The sequence below is a fragment of the Pseudomonas sp. App30 genome, from assembly GCF_047947025.1.
Classification (GTDB): Bacteria; Pseudomonadota; Gammaproteobacteria; order Pseudomonadales; family Pseudomonadaceae; genus Aquipseudomonas.
The window spans coordinates 978939-1001899 of sequence record NZ_CP133165.1 but is presented as its reverse complement, the minus strand read 5'-3'; the positions used below and the strand labels follow the sequence as shown (position 1 = coordinate 1001899).

The 22961-nt window shown below is 67.4% G+C and carries 15 protein-coding genes; 6 read left to right on the top strand and 9 right to left on the bottom strand.

Annotation, left to right across the window (positions count from 1 at the left end):
• Position 1: 1 nt before the first annotated feature.
• The 4 genes from RAM80_RS04340 to RAM80_RS04325 all read right to left on the bottom strand — a co-directional run bounded on the left by RAM80_RS04340 (position 2) and on the right by RAM80_RS04325 (position 4151).
• On the bottom strand, positions 2–679 hold the full coding sequence (locus tag RAM80_RS04340; RefSeq protein ID WP_416425005.1) for a GntR family transcriptional regulator: 678 nt from the start codon (positions 677–679) through the stop codon (positions 2–4).
• Entirely contained in the window at positions 676–2178 is a 1503-nt protein-coding gene (locus tag RAM80_RS04335) for an amino acid ABC transporter permease/ATP-binding protein (protein WP_416425004.1), read from the bottom strand. Before RAM80_RS04335 ends, RAM80_RS04340 begins: the two co-directional genes overlap by 4 nt.
• A 15-nt stretch (positions 2179–2193) precedes the next feature.
• Positions 2194–3036, bottom strand: a complete 843-nt coding sequence (locus RAM80_RS04330) for a transporter substrate-binding domain-containing protein (protein ID WP_416425003.1) — start codon at positions 3034–3036, stop codon at positions 2194–2196.
• 209 nt (positions 3037–3245) lie between these two features.
• On the bottom strand, positions 3246–4151 hold the full coding sequence (locus tag RAM80_RS04325; protein WP_416427411.1) for a LysR family transcriptional regulator: 906 nt from the start codon (positions 4149–4151) through the stop codon (positions 3246–3248).
• A gap of 139 nt (positions 4152–4290) precedes the next feature.
• Here RAM80_RS04325 and RAM80_RS04320 point away from each other — a divergent pair, with 139 nt between their 5' ends.
• Genes RAM80_RS04320 through RAM80_RS04310 form a run of 3 tightly spaced genes read left to right on the top strand, consistent with a single transcriptional unit; the run spans position 4291 to position 6664 of the window.
• Complete coding sequence (locus RAM80_RS04320; RefSeq protein WP_416425002.1) at positions 4291–5040, top strand: 5-oxoprolinase subunit PxpA; 750 nt, start codon at positions 4291–4293, stop codon at positions 5038–5040.
• Positions 5037–5741, top strand: coding sequence for a 5-oxoprolinase subunit PxpB (pxpB, locus tag RAM80_RS04315; protein ID WP_416425001.1), 705 nt, complete (start codon positions 5037–5039; stop codon positions 5739–5741). The genes RAM80_RS04320 and pxpB overlap by 4 nt, the downstream gene beginning before the upstream one ends.
• Positions 5738–6664, top strand: a complete 927-nt coding sequence (locus RAM80_RS04310) for a biotin-dependent carboxyltransferase family protein (RefSeq protein WP_416425000.1) — start codon at positions 5738–5740, stop codon at positions 6662–6664. The genes pxpB and RAM80_RS04310 overlap by 4 nt, the downstream gene beginning before the upstream one ends.
• Positions 6665–6699: 35 nt before the next feature.
• Here RAM80_RS04310 and RAM80_RS04305 read toward each other — a convergent pair whose 3' ends face one another.
• The 3 genes from RAM80_RS04305 to RAM80_RS04295 all read right to left on the bottom strand — a co-directional run bounded on the left by RAM80_RS04305 (position 6700) and on the right by RAM80_RS04295 (position 10101).
• On the bottom strand, positions 6700–7260 hold the full coding sequence (locus RAM80_RS04305; protein WP_416424999.1) for a fasciclin domain-containing protein: 561 nt from the start codon (positions 7258–7260) through the stop codon (positions 6700–6702).
• Positions 7261–7382: 122 nt separating this feature from the next.
• Positions 7383–7994 carry a DUF1826 domain-containing protein gene (locus RAM80_RS04300; protein ID WP_416424998.1) on the bottom strand — a complete coding sequence of 204 codons (612 nt, stop codon included), beginning with the start codon at positions 7992–7994 and terminating at the stop codon, positions 7383–7385.
• Positions 7995–8061: 67 nt separating this feature from the next.
• Entirely contained in the window at positions 8062–10101 is a 2040-nt protein-coding gene (locus RAM80_RS04295) for a TonB-dependent receptor (protein ID WP_416424997.1), read from the bottom strand.
• A 421-nt stretch (positions 10102–10522) separates the two neighbouring features.
• Here RAM80_RS04295 and RAM80_RS04290 point away from each other — a divergent pair, with 421 nt between their 5' ends.
• The 3 genes from RAM80_RS04290 (at position 10523) to RAM80_RS04280 (ending at position 18236) form a co-directional block, all read left to right on the top strand.
• Positions 10523–11836: an MFS transporter gene (locus RAM80_RS04290; RefSeq protein WP_416424996.1), complete on the top strand. Its 1314-nt coding sequence runs from the start codon at positions 10523–10525 to the stop codon at positions 11834–11836.
• Positions 11833–14172, top strand: coding sequence for a TIM-barrel domain-containing protein (locus RAM80_RS04285; protein ID WP_416424995.1), 2340 nt, complete (start codon positions 11833–11835; stop codon positions 14170–14172). The genes RAM80_RS04290 and RAM80_RS04285 overlap by 4 nt, the downstream gene beginning before the upstream one ends.
• A 212-nt stretch (positions 14173–14384) precedes the next feature.
• Entirely contained in the window at positions 14385–18236 is a 3852-nt protein-coding gene (locus RAM80_RS04280) for a CheR family methyltransferase (RefSeq protein ID WP_416424994.1), read from the top strand.
• A 3-nt stretch (positions 18237–18239) separates the two neighbouring features.
• Here the strand turns inward: RAM80_RS04280 and RAM80_RS04275 are convergent, their stop codons facing one another.
• Together RAM80_RS04275 and RAM80_RS04270 are read right to left on the bottom strand one after the other, a co-directional pair.
• On the bottom strand, positions 18240–20438 hold the full coding sequence (locus tag RAM80_RS04275; RefSeq protein ID WP_416424993.1) for an EAL domain-containing protein: 2199 nt from the start codon (positions 20436–20438) through the stop codon (positions 18240–18242).
• Positions 20439–20727: 289 nt separating this feature from the next.
• Entirely contained in the window at positions 20728–22872 is a 2145-nt protein-coding gene (locus RAM80_RS04270; RefSeq protein WP_416424992.1) for a TonB-dependent siderophore receptor, read from the bottom strand.
• Positions 22873–22961 lie beyond the last annotated feature (89 nt).

Below are 22961 nucleotides of genomic sequence, written 5' to 3'. Positions count from 1 at the left end.
GTCAGGTACGGGTAGGGTGGCTCAACAGGTCGAGCAGGGCGTGCTCGGAATCGTCGAGGTAGCGGTTCATGCTGTCTGCGGCTGCCTGGCGCTGGCCGGCCGCGAGCAGGTCATGGATTTCATGGTCGCGCTCCAGCCACGGGCGCTGGAAGTTCGCCTCGTCGGGGGCGACGGCGAACACCAGGCGCATCTGCGCCGCGATGTTGGTGAAGAACGCATCCAGCAGCGGGCTGCGTAGCAGGCCCACGATGTGCTGGTGGAAACGCAGGCTGTGGGTGCCGAACGCCTGCCAGTCCTCACGGTCGCGGGCCAGCTCGGCGGCCTCGATGGCATCGAGCATGCGGTCGGACTGGTATTCGCGCAGCGGCTGGCTGCCCAGGATGGCCTGGATCTCCAGGGTGCGGCGCACCAGGAACAGGTCGCGCACCTCGGCCACGCCCAGGCGGCGCACCATCACGCCTTTGTTGCGCACGTAGGTAGCCAGGCCCTCGCGGCCCAGTTGGTGCAGGGCTTCGCGCACGGTGTTGCGCGAGGCGTTGTAGCGGTTCACCAGGTCGGCCTCGACCAGGGCCATGCCCGACAGCAGGCGGCCGCCGATGATGTCTTCGCGCAGCTCCTGGGCCACCTGGTCGGCCAGGGACAGGCCCTGGCTGGCGTGTTCGGGAAGTGGAAGGTTCATGCCAGCTGTACGTCCTTGAGGAAGCGGCCCATGCGTTCGCTGCGGTTGTCCAGCAGCTCGCGCGGTGCGCCGGTTTGCACGATCTGCCCGCGCTCCATGAACACCACGCGGTCGGAGACCTGAAAGGCGAACTTCATTTCATGGGTGACGATGATCATGGTCATGCCGTCGCGGGCCAGGTCTTCGATCACCTTGAGCACGTCGCCCACCAATTCCGGGTCCAGCGCCGAGGTGGGTTCGTCGAACAGCATCACCTGCGGGCGCATGGCCAGGGCCCGGGCAATGGCCACGCGCTGCTGCTGGCCGCCGGACAGCTGGTGCGGGTACTTGCCGGCGTGCTCGCGCAGGCCCACCTTGCTCAGCAGCGCCAGGCCCAGGGCGTGCAGGTCGCCGTCAGCGCCGTGGCCGTGGTGGCGTGGGGCGAGCAGCACGTTGTCGAGCACGGTCTTGTGCGGGAACAGGTTGAAACCCTGGAACACCATGCCCACCTGGACGATGCCGGTCATGTGCACCCGCGGCCCCAGGCCGCCGCCGGCCTCGCCGCTGCCACGCAGGAACGGCGCGCCGCACAGCTCCACGGTGCCGGCGTCCAGGCCTTCCAGGCCGTTGAGCGTACGTATCAGCGTCGTCTTGCCCGAACCCGAAGGGCCGATGATCGACACCACCTCGCCAAAGCGCACGTCCAGGTCGATGCCCTTGAGCACTTCCAGCGGGCCGTAGTGCTTGCGCGCGCCGCGCACTCGCAGCGCGTGTTCGCCCAGGCGCACTGGCGTGGCCGGTTGCACGGCGGTGCCGGCGGCGCTGTCGGCCACCGCGCGGGGCGTGCGCTGGCTGACGTCCAGGTAGCGCTCCAGGCGCCGCAGCAGGTAGCTGAACACCGTGACAATCAGCACGTAGTAGAAGGCCACCGCGAGCATGGTTTCCATCACCAGGAAGTTCTGCGTGTAGAGCTGCTGGCCCACCAGCAGGATCTCCGACAGCGAGATCACCGACACCAGTGAGGTCAGCTTGACGATGGTGATGTACTCGTTGGCCAGGGTCGGCAGCGCCACCCGCAGCGCCTGCGGGATGACGATCAGGCGCTGCACGCCGCCGTAGCGGATGCCCAGCGCCTTGCCGGCTTCCAGCTGGCCCTTGTGCACCGCCAGCAGGCCGCCACGGTGAATCTCGGCAATGTAGGCAGCCTCGCTCAGCACCAGGGCGATCAGCCCGGCGGCGTAGGGGTTGGACAGCAGCACGCTGGTGGCCGGGAACACCTGGGGCAGGTTGTAGACGAATATCAGCAGCACCAGCAAAGGCAGGCTGCGGAAGAACCAGATGTACAGGGCGGCGGCGCGGTTGAGCGCGCGCCTGGGCGATTGCCGGGCCAGGGCCAGGACGAAGCCCAGCACGATGCCCAGCACCCAGGTTTCCAGGCTCAGTTGCACCACCGTGCCCACGGCCTTCCAGAAGTCGCCGTTGACCAGCAGGCTGGCGGCGTAATGCCAATCGAATTGCATGGGGATTACTCCGGTTTACTGCGCGGCTTGCGGGTTCTGGCCCAGGGCCTGGGCGATCTCGGCAGCGCTGGGTTCGCCCAGGTTGTACTGGGTCAGCAGGGTCTGGTATTCGCCGCTGGCTTTCATGGCGCTGAAGCCCTGGCGCAGTTCGCCCAGCAGGGCGTCGTTGCCCTTGCGCACCGCCAGGCCGATGACCACGGGGTAGATCAGCGTGCTGGAGCTGATGGTGACCCGGCCCTTGAGCTTGTCGGTGGTGATGCGCGCCACTGCCGCGTCCTCGAACTGCACGTCCACGGCCTTGGCCAGCAGCGCCTGGGCGGCTTCCGGCGAGGTGGGGAATTCACGCGAATCGATCGCCGCCTGGCCGTTGGCCTGGCAGTAGTCCTTCGACAGCGCCGCCAGCTTGGGAATCCACGAGCCGCCCTTGATCGAGGCCACGCGCTTGCCGCACAGGTCCTGGGGTTGCTGGGGGCGGAAGCTGTCGTCGCTGCGCACCATCAGCGAGGCGCCGCTCTTGAGGTAGGGCAGGAAGTCCACCTGGGCGGCGCGCTCGGGGGTCACGTACAGCGCCGAGGCCACCAGGTCGAAGCGCCGGGCGTTGACGCCCATCACCAGGTTGGCGAAGCGCGTGTCGACGAACTGCGGCTGCAGGTTCAGGTGGCTGCCCAGCAGCGTCATGAACGCCGGGTCGAAACCGGCGGGCTTGCCTTGCGCCAGGTACGTGTAGGGCGGGTAGGTGAGGTCCGAGCCGATGCTCAGGCGTTGCGGCTGCAACGTGGCCTCGTCGGCCTGGGCGTGGGCGGCGGCGAGCAGGGACAGGGCGAGAAGCGAACGGGTGAGGCTGGCACGTCTGGACATCGGGAAGCTCCGCTGAGAGATGATTGTTCAACAATCCTTGCGGAGTGAGTAATCAATACCCGTGCCAAAACTCGTAGCAGCGGCCGCAGGCCGCGTCCTGATCTTGTGGGAGCTGGCTTGCCAGCGAGCTGTTGGGGCCATAAAAGCTCGCTGGCAAGCCAGCTCCCACGAGACAGTCGGTGATACGCGGGTGGTTGTGGTGCCCTTGTTTAGCGCAGGTGCACCTGGCCGGGGCGCAATCCCTGGGCGTGTTCGGCGGCGGCTTCGCGTGCCAGGCCTACCAGGCTTTCCACGGTCTCCAGGCCGACGCCGGCGCGCCAGCTGGCGAACATCTCAAGGTCGGCCGGGGCCGGTTGCACGTCCAGGCACTGCAGGCTGCCGTTGGCCAGCGCGCTGCTGACCAGCGCCGGGGGCAGGGCGGCGATGCCGAAGTCCTCGGCCAGCAGCCGTTCCATGGCCGCCACCGAGTTGATGCAGCACAGCCGTGGTGCACGCAGGCCGTGGGCGTGCAGCAGGCCGAGCAGGTCCTGGTGCGGGCGCGAGTGACGGGAAAAGGTGATCAGTCGTTGGTTGGCCAGCAGCGCCAGGCTATCGGCCTGGTGGGCGCTGCCCGGGCGGGCCAGCCAGGCCATGGGGTAGCTGGCCAGGTGGGCGTTGCGCAAGCCCTCGTCGGGCAGCGGGTCGGTCTGCAGCACCAGGTCCAGCTGGCCGCGGCGCAACTGCTCGGCCAGGTTGCGCGCGGTGTCGGCCTGCAGGTCCAGCTCCAGGGCCGGGCGCAAGGCATCGATGCGCTGGATGAACGGCCCCAGCCAGGTGTGGATCACGCTTTCCATCACCCCCACGCGTACCCGCCCGGGGTGGCCGGCGTCCACCGCCTGGCGCAGCGCCTGGGTGCTGTCCAGCACCTGCTCGGCGTAGCTGAGCAGGGCCTGGCCGCGCGGGGTCACGGTGGCGCCGCGGGCGTCGCGCTCGAACAGGCGCACGCCCAGTTCGTCCTCCAGCGCGGCGATGCGGTTGGACACCGCCGCCTGGGTGCTGAACAGCTTCTGCGCGGCCAGCCGAAAGCTGCCCAGGCGCGCGACCCAGATGAAGGTTTCGAGGAACTTGAGGTTCATGGCGGCGGCTTCCGGCGGGCGGGCGTTCATCATAGCGGTGATCGACTTTGTTTATCACCTGTACCGCGAATAATCCGTTGGACCCTGCACGGGCGGCGTGTGAACAATTTACCCATCAGCCACCTGCGGAGTGCTCCCCATGAAACGCCCCTTGCTCAACTGCGATATCGGCGAAAGCTTCGGCGCCTGGTCCATGGGCCTGGACGCCGAGGTGATGCCGCTGATCGACTGCGCCAACATCGCCTGCGGTTACCACGCCGGCGACCCCGGCACCATGCGCCGCACCGTGGCCCTGGCGGTGAGCCACCAGGTGCGCATCGGCGCGCACCCGGCGTACCCCGACCTGGTGGGCTTCGGCCGGCGCAGCATGGCCTGCTCGGCGCAGGAGATCGAAGACCTGGTGCTGTACCAGGTCGGCGCCCTGGACGCCATGTGCCGCGCCGAGGGCAGCCGCGTGCAATACGTCAAGCCTCATGGCGCGCTGTACAACGACATGATGGCCGACCCGGTGCGCCTGGGCGCGGTGATGCGTGCCGTGCGCGCCTTCGACCCGCAGCTGCCGCTGATGCTGATGGCCACCGCCGACACCCGCGCCAGCCAGGCGCTGGCCGATGAGCTGGGCCTGCAGCTGTGGTTCGAAGCCTTCGCCGACCGTGCCTATGAGCCTGACGGCCAGTTGGTCAGCCGTCGCCTGCCGGGCGCGGTGCACCACGACCCGGCCCAGGTGGTGGCCCAGGCCCTGGGCCTGGCCCGTGGCGAGCCGCTGGTCACCCGTGACGGCAGCGCCCTGCGCCTGCACGTCGACACCCTGTGCGTGCACGGTGACAACCCGGCGTCGGTGGCGGCGGTGCGGCAGATCCGCCAGGCGCTGGATGGCTTGCCGGCATGAAGGCGCGCATCGAAGTCGCGGCCATCGACAGCCTGACCCTGCGCTTGTTCGAGGTGATCGACGAGGCCAACGTGCCGTGGTTACTGGCCGCGGCGCAGCGCCTGCGCGCCACGTTCGGCGAGGCCCTGGTGGAGCTGGTGCCGTCCTACACCACGTTGATGCTGCAGTACGACCTTACCCAGCTGGACGACGCCCAGGCTCGGGCCCTGTGCGAGCAGGCGCTGATCGGCCTTGAGCCGGCCGCCGCCGACAGCGGCCGCGAGCTGGCCCTGCCGGTGTGGTACCACCCCAGCGTCGGCCCCGACCTTGAGGCCCTGGCGCGCCAGCGCGGCTTGCCGGTGGACCAGGTGATTGCCCTGCACAGCGGCCGCGCCTACGCGGTGTTTGCCCTGGGCTTTGCCCCTGGGTTCGGGTTCATGGGCCTGGTCGACCCGCAGCTGGCCAGCCCGCGCCTGGCCACCCCCCGCCAGCGCGTGGCGGCCGGCAGCGTCGGCATCGCCGAGCGGCAGACGGCCATCTACCCGGCGGTCTCGCCCGGAGGCTGGAACCTGGTGGGGCGCAGCCCGGCGCGGCTGTTCGACCCGGCCCTGGAGGGCTTCAGCCTGCTGCGCCCTGGCGACCGGGTGCGCTTTGTGCCGGTGCAACGCGACGAATTCCTTCGCCTGGGTGGCGATGACACGCCCATGGAGGCACAGGCATGACTGCACTGATCGTGGAAAAGGCTGGCCCCCAGGCCAGCGTGCAGGACGGCGGCCGTTTCGGCGTGCGCCACCTGGGCCTGACCCAGGGCGGCGCCCTGGACTGGCTGGCCCAGCACTGGGCCAACTGGATGCTGGGCAACCGCCTGGACGCCGCCGTGGTGGAGGTCACCCTCGGCGGCCTGCAACTGCGCTGCGAGGGTGAGGGCTGGCTGGCGCTGACGGGTGCCGACCTGGGCGCCACCCTGGACGGCCAGCTGCTGGACGTGTGGCGGCCGTTCAAGGTGCGCGCCGGGCAGCAGCTGTGTTTTGCCAGCCCTCGCCTGGGCCTGCGCGCCTACCTGGCGGTGCCGGGCGGGGTGCGTGCGCCGTTGCTGGCGGGCAGCTGCGCCACCATTGCCCGCGAGGGCGTCGGCGGCCTGGACGGCCATGGCAGCGGGTTGCAGGTGGATGATCGGCTGGCCTGGGAAGGGCAGGCCAGCGTGATACGCGCGGTGCCGCCGGCGCTGATTCCGGACCTGCGCGCGCCGGCGCGGCTGGAGCTGATCCTCGGCGCCCAGGCCGGCAGTTTCGGCGGCCAGAGCCTGTTCGATGCGTTCGACCAGGCCTGGACCGTGGACACTCGCAGCGACCGCATGGGCGTGCGCCTGACGGGCACGCCGTTGCGCTACGACGGCCCGGGGCTGGTGTCGGAAGGCATTCCGTTGGGGGCGGTGCAGGTGCCGCCCGATGGCCAGCCGATCATCTTGCTCAATGACCGGCAGACCATCGGTGGCTACCCCCGGTTGGGGGCGTTGAGCCCGCTGGCGGTGGCGCGCTTGGCGCAATGCCTGCCGGGGGAAAACCTGTGGTTGGTACCCCAGGTGACCTTCGCCGCGCAGCAGCGGCACCGGCGTTGTCTGCAGGCGTTGCGCGCGGCGGGGTAGGTGCGGACGCGGCCTTTGGCCGCTGCTACGGGGCGTTATTTGGGCATCAGCACGGTGTCTACCACGTGGATCACGCCGTTGGATTGCATCACGTCGGCGATGGTCACCGCAGCCTTGCCGCCCTTGGCGTCCATGACCCACAGCTTGCCGTCATGGGCCATGACGGTCAGGGTTTCGCCTTGCACGGTCTTGAGCACGGCCTTGCCGCCGTGGGCCTTGGCGTCTGCCATCAGCTGGCTGGCGGTGTGGGTGCCGGCCACCACGTGGTAGGTGAGGATCTTGGTCAGGTCGGCCTTGTGTTCCGGCTTGACCAGGGTGTCCACGGTGCCGGCGGGCAGTTTGGCGAAGGCTTCATTGGTGGGCGCGAACACCGTGAACGGGCCCTTGCCGTTGAGGGTGTCCACCAGCCCGGCCGCTTTCACTGCCGCCACCAGGGTGGTGTGGTCGTTGGAGTTGACGGCGTTCTCGACGATGGTCTTGGTCGGGTACATGGCCGCGCCGCCGACCATGACGGTGTCGGCGGCAAACACTGGCGCGGCCACCAGGCACAGCGCGGCGAAGCAGGCAGTGGTGAGGCGTTGGGCAAAGTTGAGCATGATGGAACTCCTTGATTCTTGTCCTTCGGCTGAAGGTGATTGAATGTACGGAGCCCGAGGCGAAGTGGATGCAGGTGAATGCCGCTCTATTTTCGCAACTGGGAACCTACCGCAGCCAGGGCTCAGCCCAGCCAATCCAGGGTCATCAGCAGCCGCCCGGCGTTGCCCGGCACCGGCGGCGAGCGATGGATGATCCCGCGCCCCTCATTCCCTTCCCAACGCTCGCCCTTGAACAGCGCGACGCTGCCCGCCTGCAGTTGCCGCGGTGGCAGGCATGGCTCGGCAGTGGGGTCGCCCAGCTGTTCGCGGGGCATGGCGCCTTCTTCCAGCCACTGGCTGCCCACCCCGGCGTAGGTGGTGATCAGGCGCAGCGACACCCAGTCCACGTGGTAGCGCGGGCACATGGCCTTGCTCAGCGCACGTATGCGCAGGCCCACGCGCGTTGCCCCGGTCAGGCAGGCGAACGCGTGGGTCAGCCAGGTCACGTCGGCGACAAAGCCGGCGTGGCCCTCCACGTCGCGCCACTCGCTGGCCAGGTCGGCCAGCAGCGGCGGCTGGTCGTCGTTCACGGCCACGGCGCGGGACTCGGCGTAGGGCAGGCCGGTGGCAATCACGCTCTCGGCAAAGGTAGTGATGTGCACCGGTAGCTGGCGCTCCCAGATGGCCAGGTTGACGTCGTCCTCAAGGGCCTGGGGCAGTATGGACAGCGCGGGGCTGCTCAGTTGTCTCGGCATGCTTGCATCCAAAAAGGTTATAACGTTGCGTAAAGAGTGGGCAGTGAAACCTGCCCACCCGCGTGGCTTAGAAGGTGGTGCGCAAGCCCACCTCAAGGCTTCGCCCCGGCGCCGGCGCGATGTCGCGCAGGATCGAGCTGGCGTAGCGCACGGTCTGGTTGGTGAGGTTTTCGCCCTTCACGAACGCCAGCCACTGGCTGCGGCCAATGTCGAAGCGGTAGCCGGCGCTGGCGCCCAGGGTGGTGTAGCCGTCGGTGCTGGTCTCGTTGGCGGGCACGTGGTGCTGGGCGTTGGCATGCTGGACGTCCACGCGTGCCTGCCAGCGGTCTTTTTCCCACAACAGGCCGCTGTTCAGGCGCAGCGGGGCGATGCGCGGCAGGGCTTCGCCGGTGTCCAGGTTGGTGGCGCGGGTGTAGTCGCCGGACAGCTCCAGCGCCCACTTGCCGTAGGCGTTTTCGCCCAGGGTCCAGTGGTCCTGGGCCTCGACGCCGGCGAAGCGGGCGCGCACGCCCGAGTAGGTGTACTCGGGGATGCCGCTGGCGTCCTCCTGGCCGTCGTCGTTGAGGGTGCGCCCGGTGCCCAGCAGGCCGATGTAGTTGGCGAAGTGGCTGTAGAACACGCCGACGCTGCCCTTGTGCACGCCGTTGTCGAAGCGCAGGGCCAGGTCGCTGGACACGGCTTTTTCCTTGGACAGGTTGGCGTCGCCCACCTCGTAGGTGCCGGTGGCCACGTGGGCGCCGTTGGCGTACAGCTCGTAGAAGGTGGGCGCGCGTTCGGTGTAGGCCAGGGTGGCGGCCAGCGACCAGACCGGCGTCAGGCTGTACACCGCGCCAGAGGACAGGCTGCCGGCGGTGAAGGTGCTGCTGCGGTCGGCGGCTTCGAAGCGTTCGTTGCCCTGGGCGTCGGGGGCCACGCGGGTGTGCTCCAGGCGGCCGCCCAGGTTCAGCTTGAGGCGGTCGGTGGCCTGCCAGTCTTCGAGGATGAACAGCGCGGTGGCGTCGGTGTCGGTCTGCGGCACGAAGGCTTCTTCGCCCAGGGCCTGGAACTGGCTGCGGTTCACCTGCGCGCCGACCACGCCTTGCAGCGGGCCGATGGGCTGGTGGCGGGCCTCGATGCGCGCTTCATAGCCCTTGTTCTTGAAGGTGGTGCCGACCTCGCCGTCCTCGATTTCGCTGTGCTTGTAGTCGGTGTAGCCGGCGTTGACCTTCACCGAGGTGAATGGGCCGTCCAGGTCGCGCACCTCGGAGGCGAAGGCGTAGTGGTCCTGCTGCATGCGGATGCGCACATCGTCCTCGGCCGGCGAGCCGTAGTTGCTGTCGTAGCTGCTGTACGACACCCCCGCGTAGCCGTGGTCCCAGGTGTAGGAGCCGCCGATGGCGCCGTTGTCCTGGCGGCCGTCGCTGTTGGCCAGGTGGTGCTTGCCGCCGTTGTCGTCGGCATCCTCGCTGGCGCGCTGGCTGGCGCTGTGGGCGTAGCCGGGGATGCTCAGGTCGTTGAAGCTGCGGGCGCTGGCGTCCAGGTGCAGGGCGAAGCTGCCGTCGCCCACTTCCAGCTTGCCGGCGCTGCTGCGGGTGGTGTCGGCGCCGCCGTAGCGTAGTTCGCCGGCGCCATGAATGCCGTCGATGGCCTCGGTGGGAATGCGGTTGTCGAAGGTGTTGACCACGCCGCCGATGGCGCTGCCGCCATACAACAGTGCGGCCGGGCCGCGGATGATTTCCACGCGGTCGACGTTGATCGGGTCCAGCGGCACGGCATGGTCATAGGACAGCGACGAGGCGTCCAGCGCGCCCACGCCGTTCTGCAGCAGGCGGATGCGGTCGCCGTCCTGGCCACGAATGATCGGCCGGCTGGCGCCGGGGCCGAAATAGGACGAGGACACGCCGGGCTGGCCGCTGAGCGTCTCGCCCAGGCTGCCTTTTTGCGCCAGGGTCAGGCTGTCGCCTTCCAGCACCGTGCTGGGCGCCGCCAGTTGCGTGTTGCCCAGCGGGTTGGCGGTGATGACTTGTGATTCCAGCTCGATGGCCTTGACGGGGGAGGCGATGAGCAAGGCGGCGGCGAGTGGGGTCATGCGCAGGCGGGAGGTAGAGCGTCGCGGTGAAGGGTGCATCAAGAAAAGCCCTGATCGAGTAATGTCATAATGTTATATCATAACATTTACATTTCACCCACCCCCGTCGCACCTGCCGCAGGCGGCGTCCGGCGCCCCGCGGTGCGCCTGGCCATGCGCGGCGCCTGCGGACGCGGCCTGGCGGCCGCTGCTACGGGGGCGGTGTGCGCAGGTGTCGCGTAGCGTCCGGGCACGATTTCGCCACTATTGACAGCCGCACCCCGCTGCGCTTTAACTTGTACGACAACTACTGCCGCCGAACAAAGGATTTGTCCATGGCTCTCCCGCGTATCACCTAGCCGCAAGCTACCCATAATCTCCGCGACTTCAGCCTTGCCTCACGGGCTTGTATGACGTCTGCAAGGTGGCACCCCGCAACCGCCACCGGCCCCCATAAAAACAATTCAGGGTAAGCGGTCACATGACGACAAAAACGAGCGGCGCGCGCGTCACTTTCAGGCACCTGCGCTGGTGGATGCTGGCGCTGTTCCTGCTGGGGGTGACGGTCAACTACATCACCCGCAACTCCCTGGGCATCCTGGCCCCGGAGCTGAAGACCGAGCTGGGCATGAGCACCCAGCAGTATTCCTACGTGGTGGGCGCGTTCCAGTTGGCCTACACCTTCTTCCAACCCCTGTGCGGCTGGCTGATCGACGTGGTGGGCCTCAAGGTCGGCTTCATGATCTGTGCCAGCCTCTGGGCGGCGGTGTGCATCCTGCACGCCGGCGTCGGCAGCTGGTTGCAGCTGGCCGTGCTGCGCTTCTTCATGGGCGGCGCCGAGGCCGCCGCCACTCCGGCCACGGCCAAGACCCTGGGCGAATGGTTCCCGCGCAAGGAACGCCCGGTGGCGGCAGGGTGGGCCGGCGTGGGCTTCTCGGTGGGGGCCATGCTGGCGCCGCCGATCATCGTCATGGCCCACGTGCAATTCGGCTGGCGCGGCGCGTTCATGTTCTCCGGGGTGCTGGCCGCCGCCTGGGTGCTGCTGTGGGCCTGGCTGTACCAGGCGCCCCAGCGCCACACCCGGCTCAGCGCCGGCGAGCGCGCCTTGATTCTGCAAGACCTGGAGCCCGAGCAACCCAAGCAGCCGTTGCTCACCACCCTGCGCGCGGTGCTGCGCAACCGGCGCTTCTACGGCATCGCCATTCCCGCGTTCATGGCCGAGCCGGCCTGGGCGGTACTGAGCTTCTGGGTGCCGCTGTACCTGGCCAACGAACGCGGCATGGACCTCAAGCAGATCGCCCTGTTCGCCTGGGTGCCATTCCTGGCGGCGGACCTTGGCAGCGTCGCCAGCGGCTACCTGACCCGCCTGTACGTGCGCCTGTTCGGCTGCGCGCGGGTCAACTCGGTGGTGGCCAGTTCCGCCAGCGGCGCGGTGCTGATGCTGTCCCTGGCGTTCGTGGCGCTGACCCGCGACCCCTACGTGGCCATCGCGCTGATTTCCATCGGCGGCTTCGGCCACCAGATCATCTCGTGCATGCTCAGCGCCCTGGTGGTCGAGACCTTCGACAAGAGCCAGATGGCCACGGTCAACGGCATGCGCGGCTCCTGCGCCTGGATCGCCAGCTTCCTGTTCTCGCTGGTGATCGGCCTGACCACCGACACCTTCGGCTTCAACCCCATCTTCATCGCCATGGGCTTCTTCGACCTGCTGGGTTGCCTGTTCATGGTGCTGTTCATTGCCGAGCGCCGCACCGCGCGCGCCACCCCCTTACCTGACACCCGGACTGCCGTATGAAAACCTTGAAGCATTGGACGCTGGAACACCGTGGCCCCCACCACGTGGCCCTGAAGGTCGACGACCGCCATCTGTTCTGCCTGTATGTGCTGGAAACCTCGATGTTCCGCGTGCTGGTCAAGCGCCAGGGCGAGCTGGCGCTTGACCGCACCTGGTCCATCGCCCCCGGCCAGGACGTACCCTGGGAAGGGCGCCCGCGGGAAAGCCTGGAGGGCTTCGGCCTGCCGGCGTTCACCCTGGACGAGCATGAGCACGGCCTGACCCTGGCCACCGAGCGCCTGCGCGTCACCGTGCACCAGCCGTTGTGGCTGGAATGGGAACACCGCGACGCCCACGGCGCCTGGCAGCCCCTGGCCGCCGACCGGCCCACCAGCGCCTACCTGCTGGGCGGCGCCAACGACGGCGTGGCGCATTACCAGCGGCGGCACGCCGATGACCAGTACTACGGCCTGGGCGAGAAGGCCGGTGACCTGCAGCGCAACGGCCGCCGTTTCGAGATGCGCAACCTCGACGCCATGGGCTACAACGCCGCCAGCACCGACCCGCTGTACAAACACATTCCGTTCACCATCACCCGCCGCCCGGGCGCCAGCTTCGGGTTGTTCTACGACAACCTCAGCAGCAGCTGGCTGGACCTGGGCAACGAGCTGGACAACTACCATCAGCCCTACCGCCGCTACCAAGCCGAGGCCGGCGACCTGGACTACTACCTGTTCCTCGGCCCGCAGGTGCTGGACGTGACCAAGGCCTTCGTCCGGCTCACCGGCAAGACCCTGTTCGGGCCCAAGTGGAGCCTGGGCTACAGCGGCTCCACCATGCACTACACCGACGCCCCCGACGCCCAGCAGCAGTTGCTGAAGTTCATCGAGCTGTGCCGCGAACACCAGATCCCCTGCGACTCGTTCCAGCTGTCCTCGGGCTACACCTCCATCGGCGCCAAGCGCTACGTGTTCCACTGGAACCACGACAAGGTGCCGCAACCGCTGCAGCTGTCCGCGGCCTTCCACGCGGCGGGCCTCAAGCTTGCCGCCAACATCAAGCCGTGCCTGCTGCACGACCACCCTCAGTACGCCCAGGTGGCCGAGCAGGGGCTGTTCATCCGCGATTCGGAAAGCGAGGCGCCGGAGCGCTCGGTGTTCTGGGACGACGAAGGCTCGCACCTGGACTTCACCCACCCGCGCACCATCGCCTGGTGGCAGGCCAACGTCACCGCGCAACTGCTGGAAATGGGCATCGACGCCACCTGGAACGACAACAACGAATACGAAGTGTGGGACGGCGACGCCCGCTGCCACGGCTTTGGCCAGGCCATCGCCATCAAGCACATTCGCCCGGTGATGCCGCTGCTGATGATGCGCGCGTCCATGGAAGCCCAGCAGCGCTTCGCTCCCGATAAACGCCCGTACCTGATCTCGCGCTCCGGCTGCGCCGGCATGCAGCGCTACGTGCAGACCTGGAGCGGCGACAACCGCACCAGCTGGCAAACCCTGCGCTACAACACGCGCATGGGCCTGGGCATGAGCCTGTCGGGGCTGTACAACATCGGCCACGACGTGGGCGGCTTCAGCGGCGCCAAGCCCGATGCCGAACTGTTCGTGCGCTGGGTGCAGAACGGTGTGATGCACCCGCGCTTCACCATCCATTCCTGGAACGACGACCACACCGTCAACGAGCCGTGGATGCACCCCCAGGTGACCCCGGCCATTCGTGACGCCATCAACCTGCGCTACCGCTGGCTGCCGTATTTCTACACGCTGTTCTGGCAGGCCTGCGTGGACGACGAACCGATGCTGCGGCCCACCTTCCTCGACCATGAGCACGACCCGCGCACCTTCGAGGAAACCGACGACTTCATGCTGGGCCGCGATGTACTGGTGGCCAGCGTGGTGGAGCAAGGCCAGCGCAGCCGCGAGGTGTACCTGCCGCGCAACGCGCAGGGTTGGTTCGACTACCACAGCGGCGCATGGCATGCGGGTGGCCAGGTAATCAGCCTGGACGCCCCGCTGGAACGCCTGCCGTTGCTGGTGCGCGCCGGCGCCGCGTTGCCGCTGGCGGTGCGGGGCGACCAGCGCGAGCTGCTGCTGTTCGCCGCGCCAGGCACGGGGCAGGGCAGTGGCGTGCTGTTCGAGGACGACGGTGAAAGCCATGGCTGGCAGCAAGGTCAGGCGCTGTGGGTGGAATGGACTGTGCGCGGCGACGAGCAGCGCATCGACCTGGCCATCACCCACCGCGGCGACTTCCGCCCGGCGTGGCAAACCCTGGCGGTGACCCTGCGCCCGGGCGAGACGCGGGCGCTGTACATCAATGGCCAGGCGGGTAACACCTACGCGCTGTAACTCATCCTGTACAGCAACTGTACTTGTGGGAGCTGGCTTGCCAGCGAGCTTTTAAGGCCTCAAAAGCTCGCTGGCAAGCCAGCTCCCACGGAATGTAAGTGCACCCCCGCCTGAAAAATCCAATCGCCAGCACCATCCCCCGGCTTTATCATGAAACGTCCAGCCAGCGGCGCGAACGTCTGCGCCGGTGCTTTCCATTTTCAAGGATTTACATGGCCAACCCCCGCGAGCGCGACACCTCTCCAGCCGCAGGCACCGCGCTGCCGTTCGCCATCGTCGGCATTGGCGCCTCGGCCGGCGGCCTGCAGGCGGTCAAGCGCTTCCTGGAGCAGATGCCCGCGGACAGCGGCATGGCCTTCGTGATCATTTTCCACCTCTCGCCCGACCACCAGAGCTACGCCGACAAACTGCTGCAGGACGTCACCGCCATGCCGGTGATTCAGGTCAGCGACACGCTGCCCATCGAGCCCAACCACGTCTACGTGATTTCCCCAGCGCACGACCTGGCCATGGGTGACGGGCACTTGCGCGTCAGCCAGCCGCAGCCGCGGCGTGGCGGCCAGGTGGCCATCGACCTGTTCTTCCGCAACCTGGCCGACGTGCACCGCGAGCGTGCCTTCTGCGTGGTGCTGTCGGGCACCGGTTCCGACGGTGCCGTGGGGTTGTCGCGCATCAAGGAGCAGGGCGGTGTCACGCTGGTGCAGGCGCCGGACGATGCCGAATTCGACGGCATGCCCAACGCCGCCATCGCCACGCAGATGGTCGACTTCGTGCTGCCGGTGGCGCAGCTTCCGGGGAAAATCCTTGAGCTGTGGCGCAATGCCCGGCAGATCGTGCTGCCGGCCGACAGCGGCCTGGCCACGCTGACCCCGGCCAATGAGCGCGAGGCCGCGCTGGCCGAACATTTGGTGCAGGAGATCCTTATCCAACTGCGCCTGGGCACCGGCCACGACTTCAAGCACTACAAGCGTGCCACCGTGCTGCGCCGCATCGAGCGGCGGCTGCAGGTCACCGCCCAGCCCGACCTGCGCGCCTATTACCAGTACCTGCTGAGCACCCCCGGCGAGAGCAAGGCATTGCTCGACGACATGCTCATTGGCGTCACCAACTTCTTCCGGGACCGCGAAGCGTTCGACGCCCTGGAGCGCGATGTACTGCCGCAGCTGTTCACCGCCGTCGACGCCCAGGAGCGGCCGCGCGAAGAGGTGCGCGTATGGTCGGCCGGCACCTCCACCGGCGAGGAGGCCTACACCCTGGCCATGATGCTCAACGACCAGCAGCTTGCCTGCGACTCGGCGGCCAAGATCCAGGTGTTTGCCACCGACATCGACGACCGCGCGGTGGCCGTGGGGCGTGCCGGCGCCTACCCGCACGCCATCGTCGCCGACATACCGCCGGGGCGCCTGCGCCAGTATTTCATTCGCGAGGAAAACGCCAGCCGCGTGCGCAAGGAAATCCGCGAGAAGGTACTGTTCGCCAAGCACAGCCTGCTGGTGGACCCGCCGTTCTCGCAGATCGACCTGATTGTGTGCCGCAACCTGCTGATCTACCTGGACCGCGACGTGCAGCGCGAGATACTGCAGATGTTCCACTTCGCCCTGAACCCGGGCGGCTACCTGTTCCTGGGCTCGTCGGAATCGGTGGACCTGTGCCCCGAGCTGTTCACGCCGCTGGACAAGAAGAACCGCATCTTCCGCGCCAAGACCGGTGCGCCGGTAGAGCGGCGCCTGCTGAGCATGCCGCGCGGCGGCTACATACGCCCCAGCAACATCGCCAGCGCGCCGGCCGCGCCGGTGCAGCGCAAGCTGTCGTTCGCCGACATCCACCAGCGCGCCGTGGAGCGCAGCATGCCGCCCAGCATGATCGTCGACAGCAACAGCGACATCATGCACATGAGCGAGGGCGCCGGCCGTTTCCTGCGCCATGCCGGTGGCGAGGTGACGCGCAACCTGCTCAACCTGGCCATTCCGCAGCTGCGCCTGGAGCTGCGCACTGCGCTGTTCCAGGTGCACCAGAGCGCCGCCGCAGTGCGCGCGCGGCAAGTGGAGCTGTACCGCGACAAAGCGCATTTCCTCGTCGACATCACCGCCTACCCCTACACCGACAAAGAGACCGAAAGCGAGTGCGTGCTGCTGGTGTTTGCCGAGCAGGAAGTGGACGCCGCCCAGGTAGAGGCAGGCGTGGCGGTGCTGGCCGAGAACCAGGTGCTGGCCAACCTTGAACGCGACCTGCAGCGCACCAAGCTGCAGCTGCAGGACACCATCGAGCAGTCGGAAATTTCCAGCGAAGAGCTCAAGGCGTCCAACGAGGAAATGCAGGCCATCAACGAAGAGCTGCGCTCGGCCACCGAAGAGCTGGAAACCAGCAAGGAAGAACTGCAGTCCATCAACGAAGAGCTGTTGACGGTCAACACCGAGCTGAAGACCAAGGTCGAGGAAACCGACAAGATCAACGACTACCTCACCAACCTGATCGCCTCCACCGACATTGCCACGGTGTTCGTCGACCGCACCATGCGCATCAAGTGGTTCACCCCGCGCGCCACCGACATTTTCAGCATGCTGCCGGTGGACACCGGCCGCTCGCTGCTGGACATCACCCACCGCCTGGCCTACGACGAGATGGTCAGCGACGCCAGGACCGTGTTCGAAACCCTGAGCACCATCGAGCGCGAGGTCAGCAGTATCGACGGCCGCTGGTACATCGCCCGCCTGTTGCCGTACCGCTCGTGCGAGAACTACATCGACGGCATGGTGCTGACCTTCATCGACATCACCAAGCGCCGCGCCGCTGAAGAAGAGCTGCGCCTGGGCGAGGAGCGCCTGCGGCTGGTGCAGAACAACCGCCGCTACAGCCTGGGCGACGAGGAAATGGCCAGCGACCTCAGCGGCCACGCCGATATCTACCAGGACCCCAGCCAGGCCACCCAGGGCCAGACCATCAGCCAGCTCAAGGATGAGTTCTTCGCGGTGATGTCCCACGAACTCAAGCACCCGCTGAACCTGATACAGCTCAACGCCGAAATGCTCCGGCGCCTGCCGATGTTGACCCGCAACAGCATTGCCGCGAAGGCGGTGGACGCCATTCATGACGGCGTGGTCAGCCAGGTGCGCATCATCGACGACCTGCTGGACGTGGCGCGGGTGCGCACCGGCAAACTGCAGCTCAAGCGCGCCACCGTCAGCCTCGGCACGCTGGTGCGCGAGGTGTGCGCGGCCGTTACCACCGGCGACGGCCCGCGCTTGTTGGTGGAACTGCCTGACCCGGCCCACGAGCCGTTGCTGATTGACGCCGACGCCACGCGCATCGAGCAGATCATCTGGAACCTGCTGGGCAACGCGCTGAAATTCACCCCGGCCGATGGCCAGGTGCAGGTCATCGCCAGCCGCCATGGCGATGACGCCAGGCTTGAGGTGGTGGACAACGGCCTGGGCATTGCCCGCGACCAGCTGCACAGTATTTTCGAGCTGTTCAGCCAGGCCGACACCGCCCATTCACGCCAGCACCGCGAGGGGCTGGGCATTGGCTTGTCACTGGTGCGCCAGCTGGCCGAGGCCCATGGCGGCTCGGTGAAGGTGCATTCGGCAGGGCTGGGGCAGGGCAGCCGCTTCACCGTTCTGCTGCCGCTGAGCTTCCACGAGCCCGAGGCGCCGGAGGTGCTTGAAGAGAGCGCTGACGGCGGGCGCCTGGTGGGCCTCAAGGTGCTGCTGGTAGACGACTCGCCGCAGGTGCTGGAAGCCCTGGCCCTGCTGCTGGAAATGGAAGCGGCCGAGGTCAGCGCCTTCACGGTGCCAGAGCAGGCCCTGGCGGCGGCCGCGCAGGGCAGCCATGACCTGGTGGTGTGCGACATCGGCATGCCGGGCATGGACGGCCACCAGCTGATGGCGGCGCTGCGCCGCCTGCCGGCCTACCAGACGGTGCCCAGCATCGCCCTGACCGGCTACGGCACCACGGCCGACGTCAAGGCGGCCCAGGCGGCGGGCTTCTCCCGCCACATGAGCAAGCCGGTGGCGTTCGAAGCCTTCATTGAAACCATCGAGGCCCTGTGCCGGTTGCACAGCTGACCTTCAGCCGTGCCAGCCGCGGCTGTGCTCCCAGCGGGTGCGCCAGGCGGGCAGCTCGCTGGCCGGCATGGGTTCGGCAATGCCGAAACCCTGGCACAGCTCGCAGCCCAGTTGCAGCAGGCGCGCACCCTGGGCCGGGCTGTCCACGCCCTCGGCGATGATCTCGTGGCCGAAGGCGCTGGCCAGCTCCAGTATCGCCTGCAGGATGGGGATGTCCTTGCTGGAGTCGAGCATGTCCTTGATGAAGCTCTGGTCGATTTTCACCTGGGTCACCGGCAAGCGCTTGAGGTAGTTCAGCGATGAGTAGCCGGTGCCGAAGTCGTCCAGGGCGAAACGCACGCCCAGGGCGGCGCAGGTGCGGATGGTGCGCGACACCTCCTCGATGTTCTCCAGCGCGCTGGTTTCCAGTATCTCGATCATCAGCCGTTCGGGCGCCACCTGCGGGTAGGCGGCCAGGCCCTGGGTCAGCTTGGCGACGAAGTCGGGGTGCTGCAGCTGGCGCGCACCCACGTTGATGCTCACCGGCAGCTGCAGCCCCTGTTGCCCCCAGGCCTGCATCTGCGCCAGCACCGCGTCCAGCACCCAGTCGCCGATGTGTTCGGCCAGGGCGTTGCTTTCCACCAGTGGCAGGAAATTCTCGGGTGTCAGCAGCCCGCGTTCCGGGTGCTGCCAGCGCACCAGCGCCTCGGCGCCCACCACCGCGCCGCTGCGCAGGTTCACCTTGGGCTGGTAGAACAGCCGCAGTTCGTGGCCACGCACGGCCTGTTCGATGCGGTCCAGGCGCGCGTTGTGGCCACGCAGGTCGAGGTCGTGGCAGGCGTCGAACACGTGCAGGCGGTTCTTGCCGGCCAGCTTGGCCTGGTACATGGCCTGGTCGGCCTGGCGCAACAACTGGTCGGCACCCACCTCGCTGGCCTGCGGGTAATAGCTGACGCCGATGCTGGCCGACAGGCGCAGGGCCAGCTGGTCGACCTGCATGGTGTCGCTGGCGGCCACCAGCAGGCGTTCGAGCATGGCGGCGCTGTCGCCCACCTGTTCCAGGTCGACGATCAGCGCCACGAATTCGTCCCCACCCAGCCGCGCCAGGGTGCAGCCGTCGCGCAAGGTCTTGTTCATGCGCCGGGCGCTGATGGCCAGCACCTTGTCGCCTACTTCGTGGCCGTGGGCATCGTTGATGGCCTTGAAGCCGTCCAGGTCCAGGTAGGCCAGCGCCAGCGAGCGGCCCTGCGCCTGTGCGTGGGCCATGGCCTGCTGCAGGCGCACGGCCAGCAGCGTGCGGTTGGGCAGGCGGGTCAGCGGGTCGTAGTGGGCGACGTACTCCAGCTGCCGCTGGTATTCGTGCAGCTCGGTGCTGTCGGTGAACAGCGCCACGTAGTTCTGCACCTCGCCGCTGGAGTCCAGGATGGCGCTGATGGTCTGGCGCGAGGCGAACGTGTCGCCGTTGCGCCGGCGGTTCCACAGCAGGCCCTGCCAGTGGTGGTCCTGCTCCAGGCTGCGCCACAGCGCAGGGTAGGGGTCGGGCTGCTTGCCGGGCGTGGCCATGAAGCGCGAGTTGCGCCCCAGCGCCTCGTCGCGCGAGTAACCGGTGATGGTGGTGAAGGCGTCGTTGATCTCGACGATGTTGCCCGCAGGGTCGGTCACCATGATGGCTTCGCGGGCGTGGGTAAACACACTGGCGGCCAGGTTCAGGCGGCTTTCCACCTGGCGGCGGGCGGTCAGGTCGGTGAGGGTGACGCGCACGATGGCAGGGGCATACTCATGCTTGACGCAATTGAGGCGCGCCCGCCAGGGTTGGCCGCCGGGCCGAAGCAGGGTGAGTTCGCATTCCTGGGGCTCCAGGCTCTGGCACACCTTCACCAGGGCGATGTGCCAATGGTCGCGGTCGGCGGGCGCCACGTGGTTGCTGAAGCGCCGGCCCAGCAACTGCGGGCTGGGCACTTTCAGCAGGCTGGCGCCGGTCTGGTTGATGGCTTCCACGATGCCGTCCACGCTCAGGCTCAGGTAGCCCACCGGCGCCTGCTCGTAAAGGTCCTGGTACAGGTCACGCGAGGCCTGCAAGGCCTGGTGCGCTTCGCGCAATTCCTCGTTCTGCATCTGCAGTTCAAGCTGGTGCAATTGCAGCTCTTGCACTAATCGCTGGTGTTCATCCTGCTGCGCATCGGCCACAGGCGCATGGCGCGAACGGTTGTCAGGCGGCTGCATGGGGTAGGTGCCTCCAAGGTTCCATGGCAAAGGGCGTGATACCCGGAATGCAGTTGCGCGGGGCAACGTAAATACTACTAAAGCACAGCTCCGAGAAGGAAATATAGCCCAGGTCCGGGTGAGTCGACGGGCAGCGTGACGCGTTGGTGCTTGGCAGCAACTGTCTATTGGGTTGAACACTGTGGGAGCAAAGCTTGCTCGCGACGGCGTCAGTAAGGGCCCCATCGCGAGCAAGCTTTGCTCCCACAGTGTGTACCCCGACGACGCAGCAGCTGCCGCAGGCGGTGGCTCAGAAGTTCACGCTGGCGCTCAGCTTGGCGCTGCGCGGCTCGCCGACGTTTACCTGCAACTGCCCCGAGCCGGTGCTGGACGGGTAGTACTCTTTGTTGAACAGGTTGTCCACGTTCAACTGCAGATGCGTCTTGTAGCCGGCCACCGGCACGTCCCAGCGCAGGAAGGCGTCGGCCACGGTGTAGCTGGGCAGGTAGTAGCTGTTGTCGTTGTCGCCGGCCCGCTCACCCACGTAGTGCGCGCCCGCGCCGGCGTGCCAGTCGCCGTACTGCGACGGCACCCGCAGGTGGTGGGTGAGGTACAGGCTGGCGGTGTGCGCCGGCGCCTGGCTCAGGCGGTTGCCTTGGTCGGTGGGGTCGTCGAGGATTTCGGTGTGGTCGTAGGCGTAGGTGCCGACCATGTCCCAGCGCTCGGCGATGCGCCCGGTCACGTCCAGTTCCACGCCGCGCGAACCCACCTTGCCGGCCGCCTCGCTGACGCTCTCGCCATCCACGGTGGAGGTGGTGACCACGTTCTTCTTGACGATGTCGTACACCGCCAGGTTCAGGTTCAGGCCTGGCGCGATGTCGTACTTGGCGCCCACCTCATAGCTGCGGCCCTCCTCGGGGTCGAAGGTCTTGCCGCTGTCGTCCACCGTGGTGTTGGGCACGAACGAGCGGCTGTAGTTGCCGTACAGCGACAGCGCGTCGCTGGCCTGGTACACCAGGCCCAGCATCGGCACCGCCGCGTCGCCGTTACTGTCCAGGCTGACCGCGCGCGCGCTGCCCATGCCCTGGGCGATGTATTGGTCGTAGTGCTGGTAGCGCCCGCCGAACACCAGAATCCAGCAGTCATTGAGGTGCCAGTTGTCCTTTATGTACAGCGAGGTGGAGTTCAGCTGGTTGGTGAGGTCGCTGGTCGACTTGTTGACTACGCTGGGCTCGGCCAGGCTGCCGTAGCTGGGCGAGTAGATGTCGAAGCCCGACTGCGCGGTGTTGCGGTAGGTCTTGCCGCGGTAACGGTCTTCCGCCTCCTGGTCCACGCCCACCAGCACATCGTGCTCCTGGCCAAACAGCTGCTGGGTGCCGATGAAGTCCCAGCTGGCGTAGCGGGTCTCGTAGTCGTAGTGGCCGCCGTTGGCCTGGCGCGTCACCACGCCGTTGGCCGACAGCGCCGTAGGGTTGGCAATCGCCAGGCTGTAGCGGTCCTCGTTCCAGCCGTAGGTGACGCGGGTTTTCCAGTCGTCGCTGAGCTGGTATTCGAAGCGCGCGGTCACGCTTTGGGCAATGCCCACGGTTTTCGCCCACTTTTCATCCAGGCGCTTCTTGTACGACACGTCCGCCGGGTGGCCGTTGACGAACATGGTGCCGCGGTCGAACGGGCTGGTGTAGTCGTTGTACTCGTACGAAAGGTTGAGGCTGGCGCGCTCGCCGGTCCAGCTCAGCGACGGCGCCACCAGCGTGTGCTGCTCCACGCCGTAATTGCGCCAGTAGTCCTCGCTCTTGCGCTCGGCCACCAGGCGGTAGGCAAGGCCGGTGTCGCCAATCGGCCCGGTGGTGTCCAGGCCCAGGTCACCGCCCCCTTCACTGTAGGCCGAGCCGCTGAGGGTGGTGCTTTGCACATACTGCGGCTGCTTGCTGACCACATTGATCAGCCCGCCCGGGTCCATGGCACCGTACAGCAGCGAGGCGGGGCCCTTGAGCACTTCCACGTGGTCGGTGGTGGCGTCGAAGTTGGTCGACAGAATCGACTTCACCCCGTCGCGCAGAATCGAGCCATCGTCGTTGGTGCCAAAGCCGCGCTTCACCACCGAGTCCTTGGTGTTGCCCAAGGTGTTGCCCTGGCTGGCGCCACTGATGAACCTGGTGACGTCGTCCAGCGACTTCACGCTGTAGTCGGCGAGGGTCTGGTGCGTGACCACGTTTACCGTCTGCGCCTCTTCCTTGAGCGGCACATCGCTCTTGCTGGCCGTGGACGCGCTGGTGGCGGTGTAGCTGTCATCGCCACTGCTGGCCTGGGCGCCGATCTGCGTGGCGGGCAGGGTGGTTTCCTCGGCGGCATGGGCGCCGCCGGCGCACAGCAAGGCGCTGGCCAGCGCCGAGGCTAGCAACGGTGCGCGGCGGGGGAGGCTGGAGGTCGGGGTGGTCAAGGTGGGCACTCGCATACATGAATGATAATGATTCTAAGTTGCGGGTGCGTTGGGGGTGCGGTGTGTTTGTATGGGGTTGTCTGTAAGTTTTGATACAGAAGGGC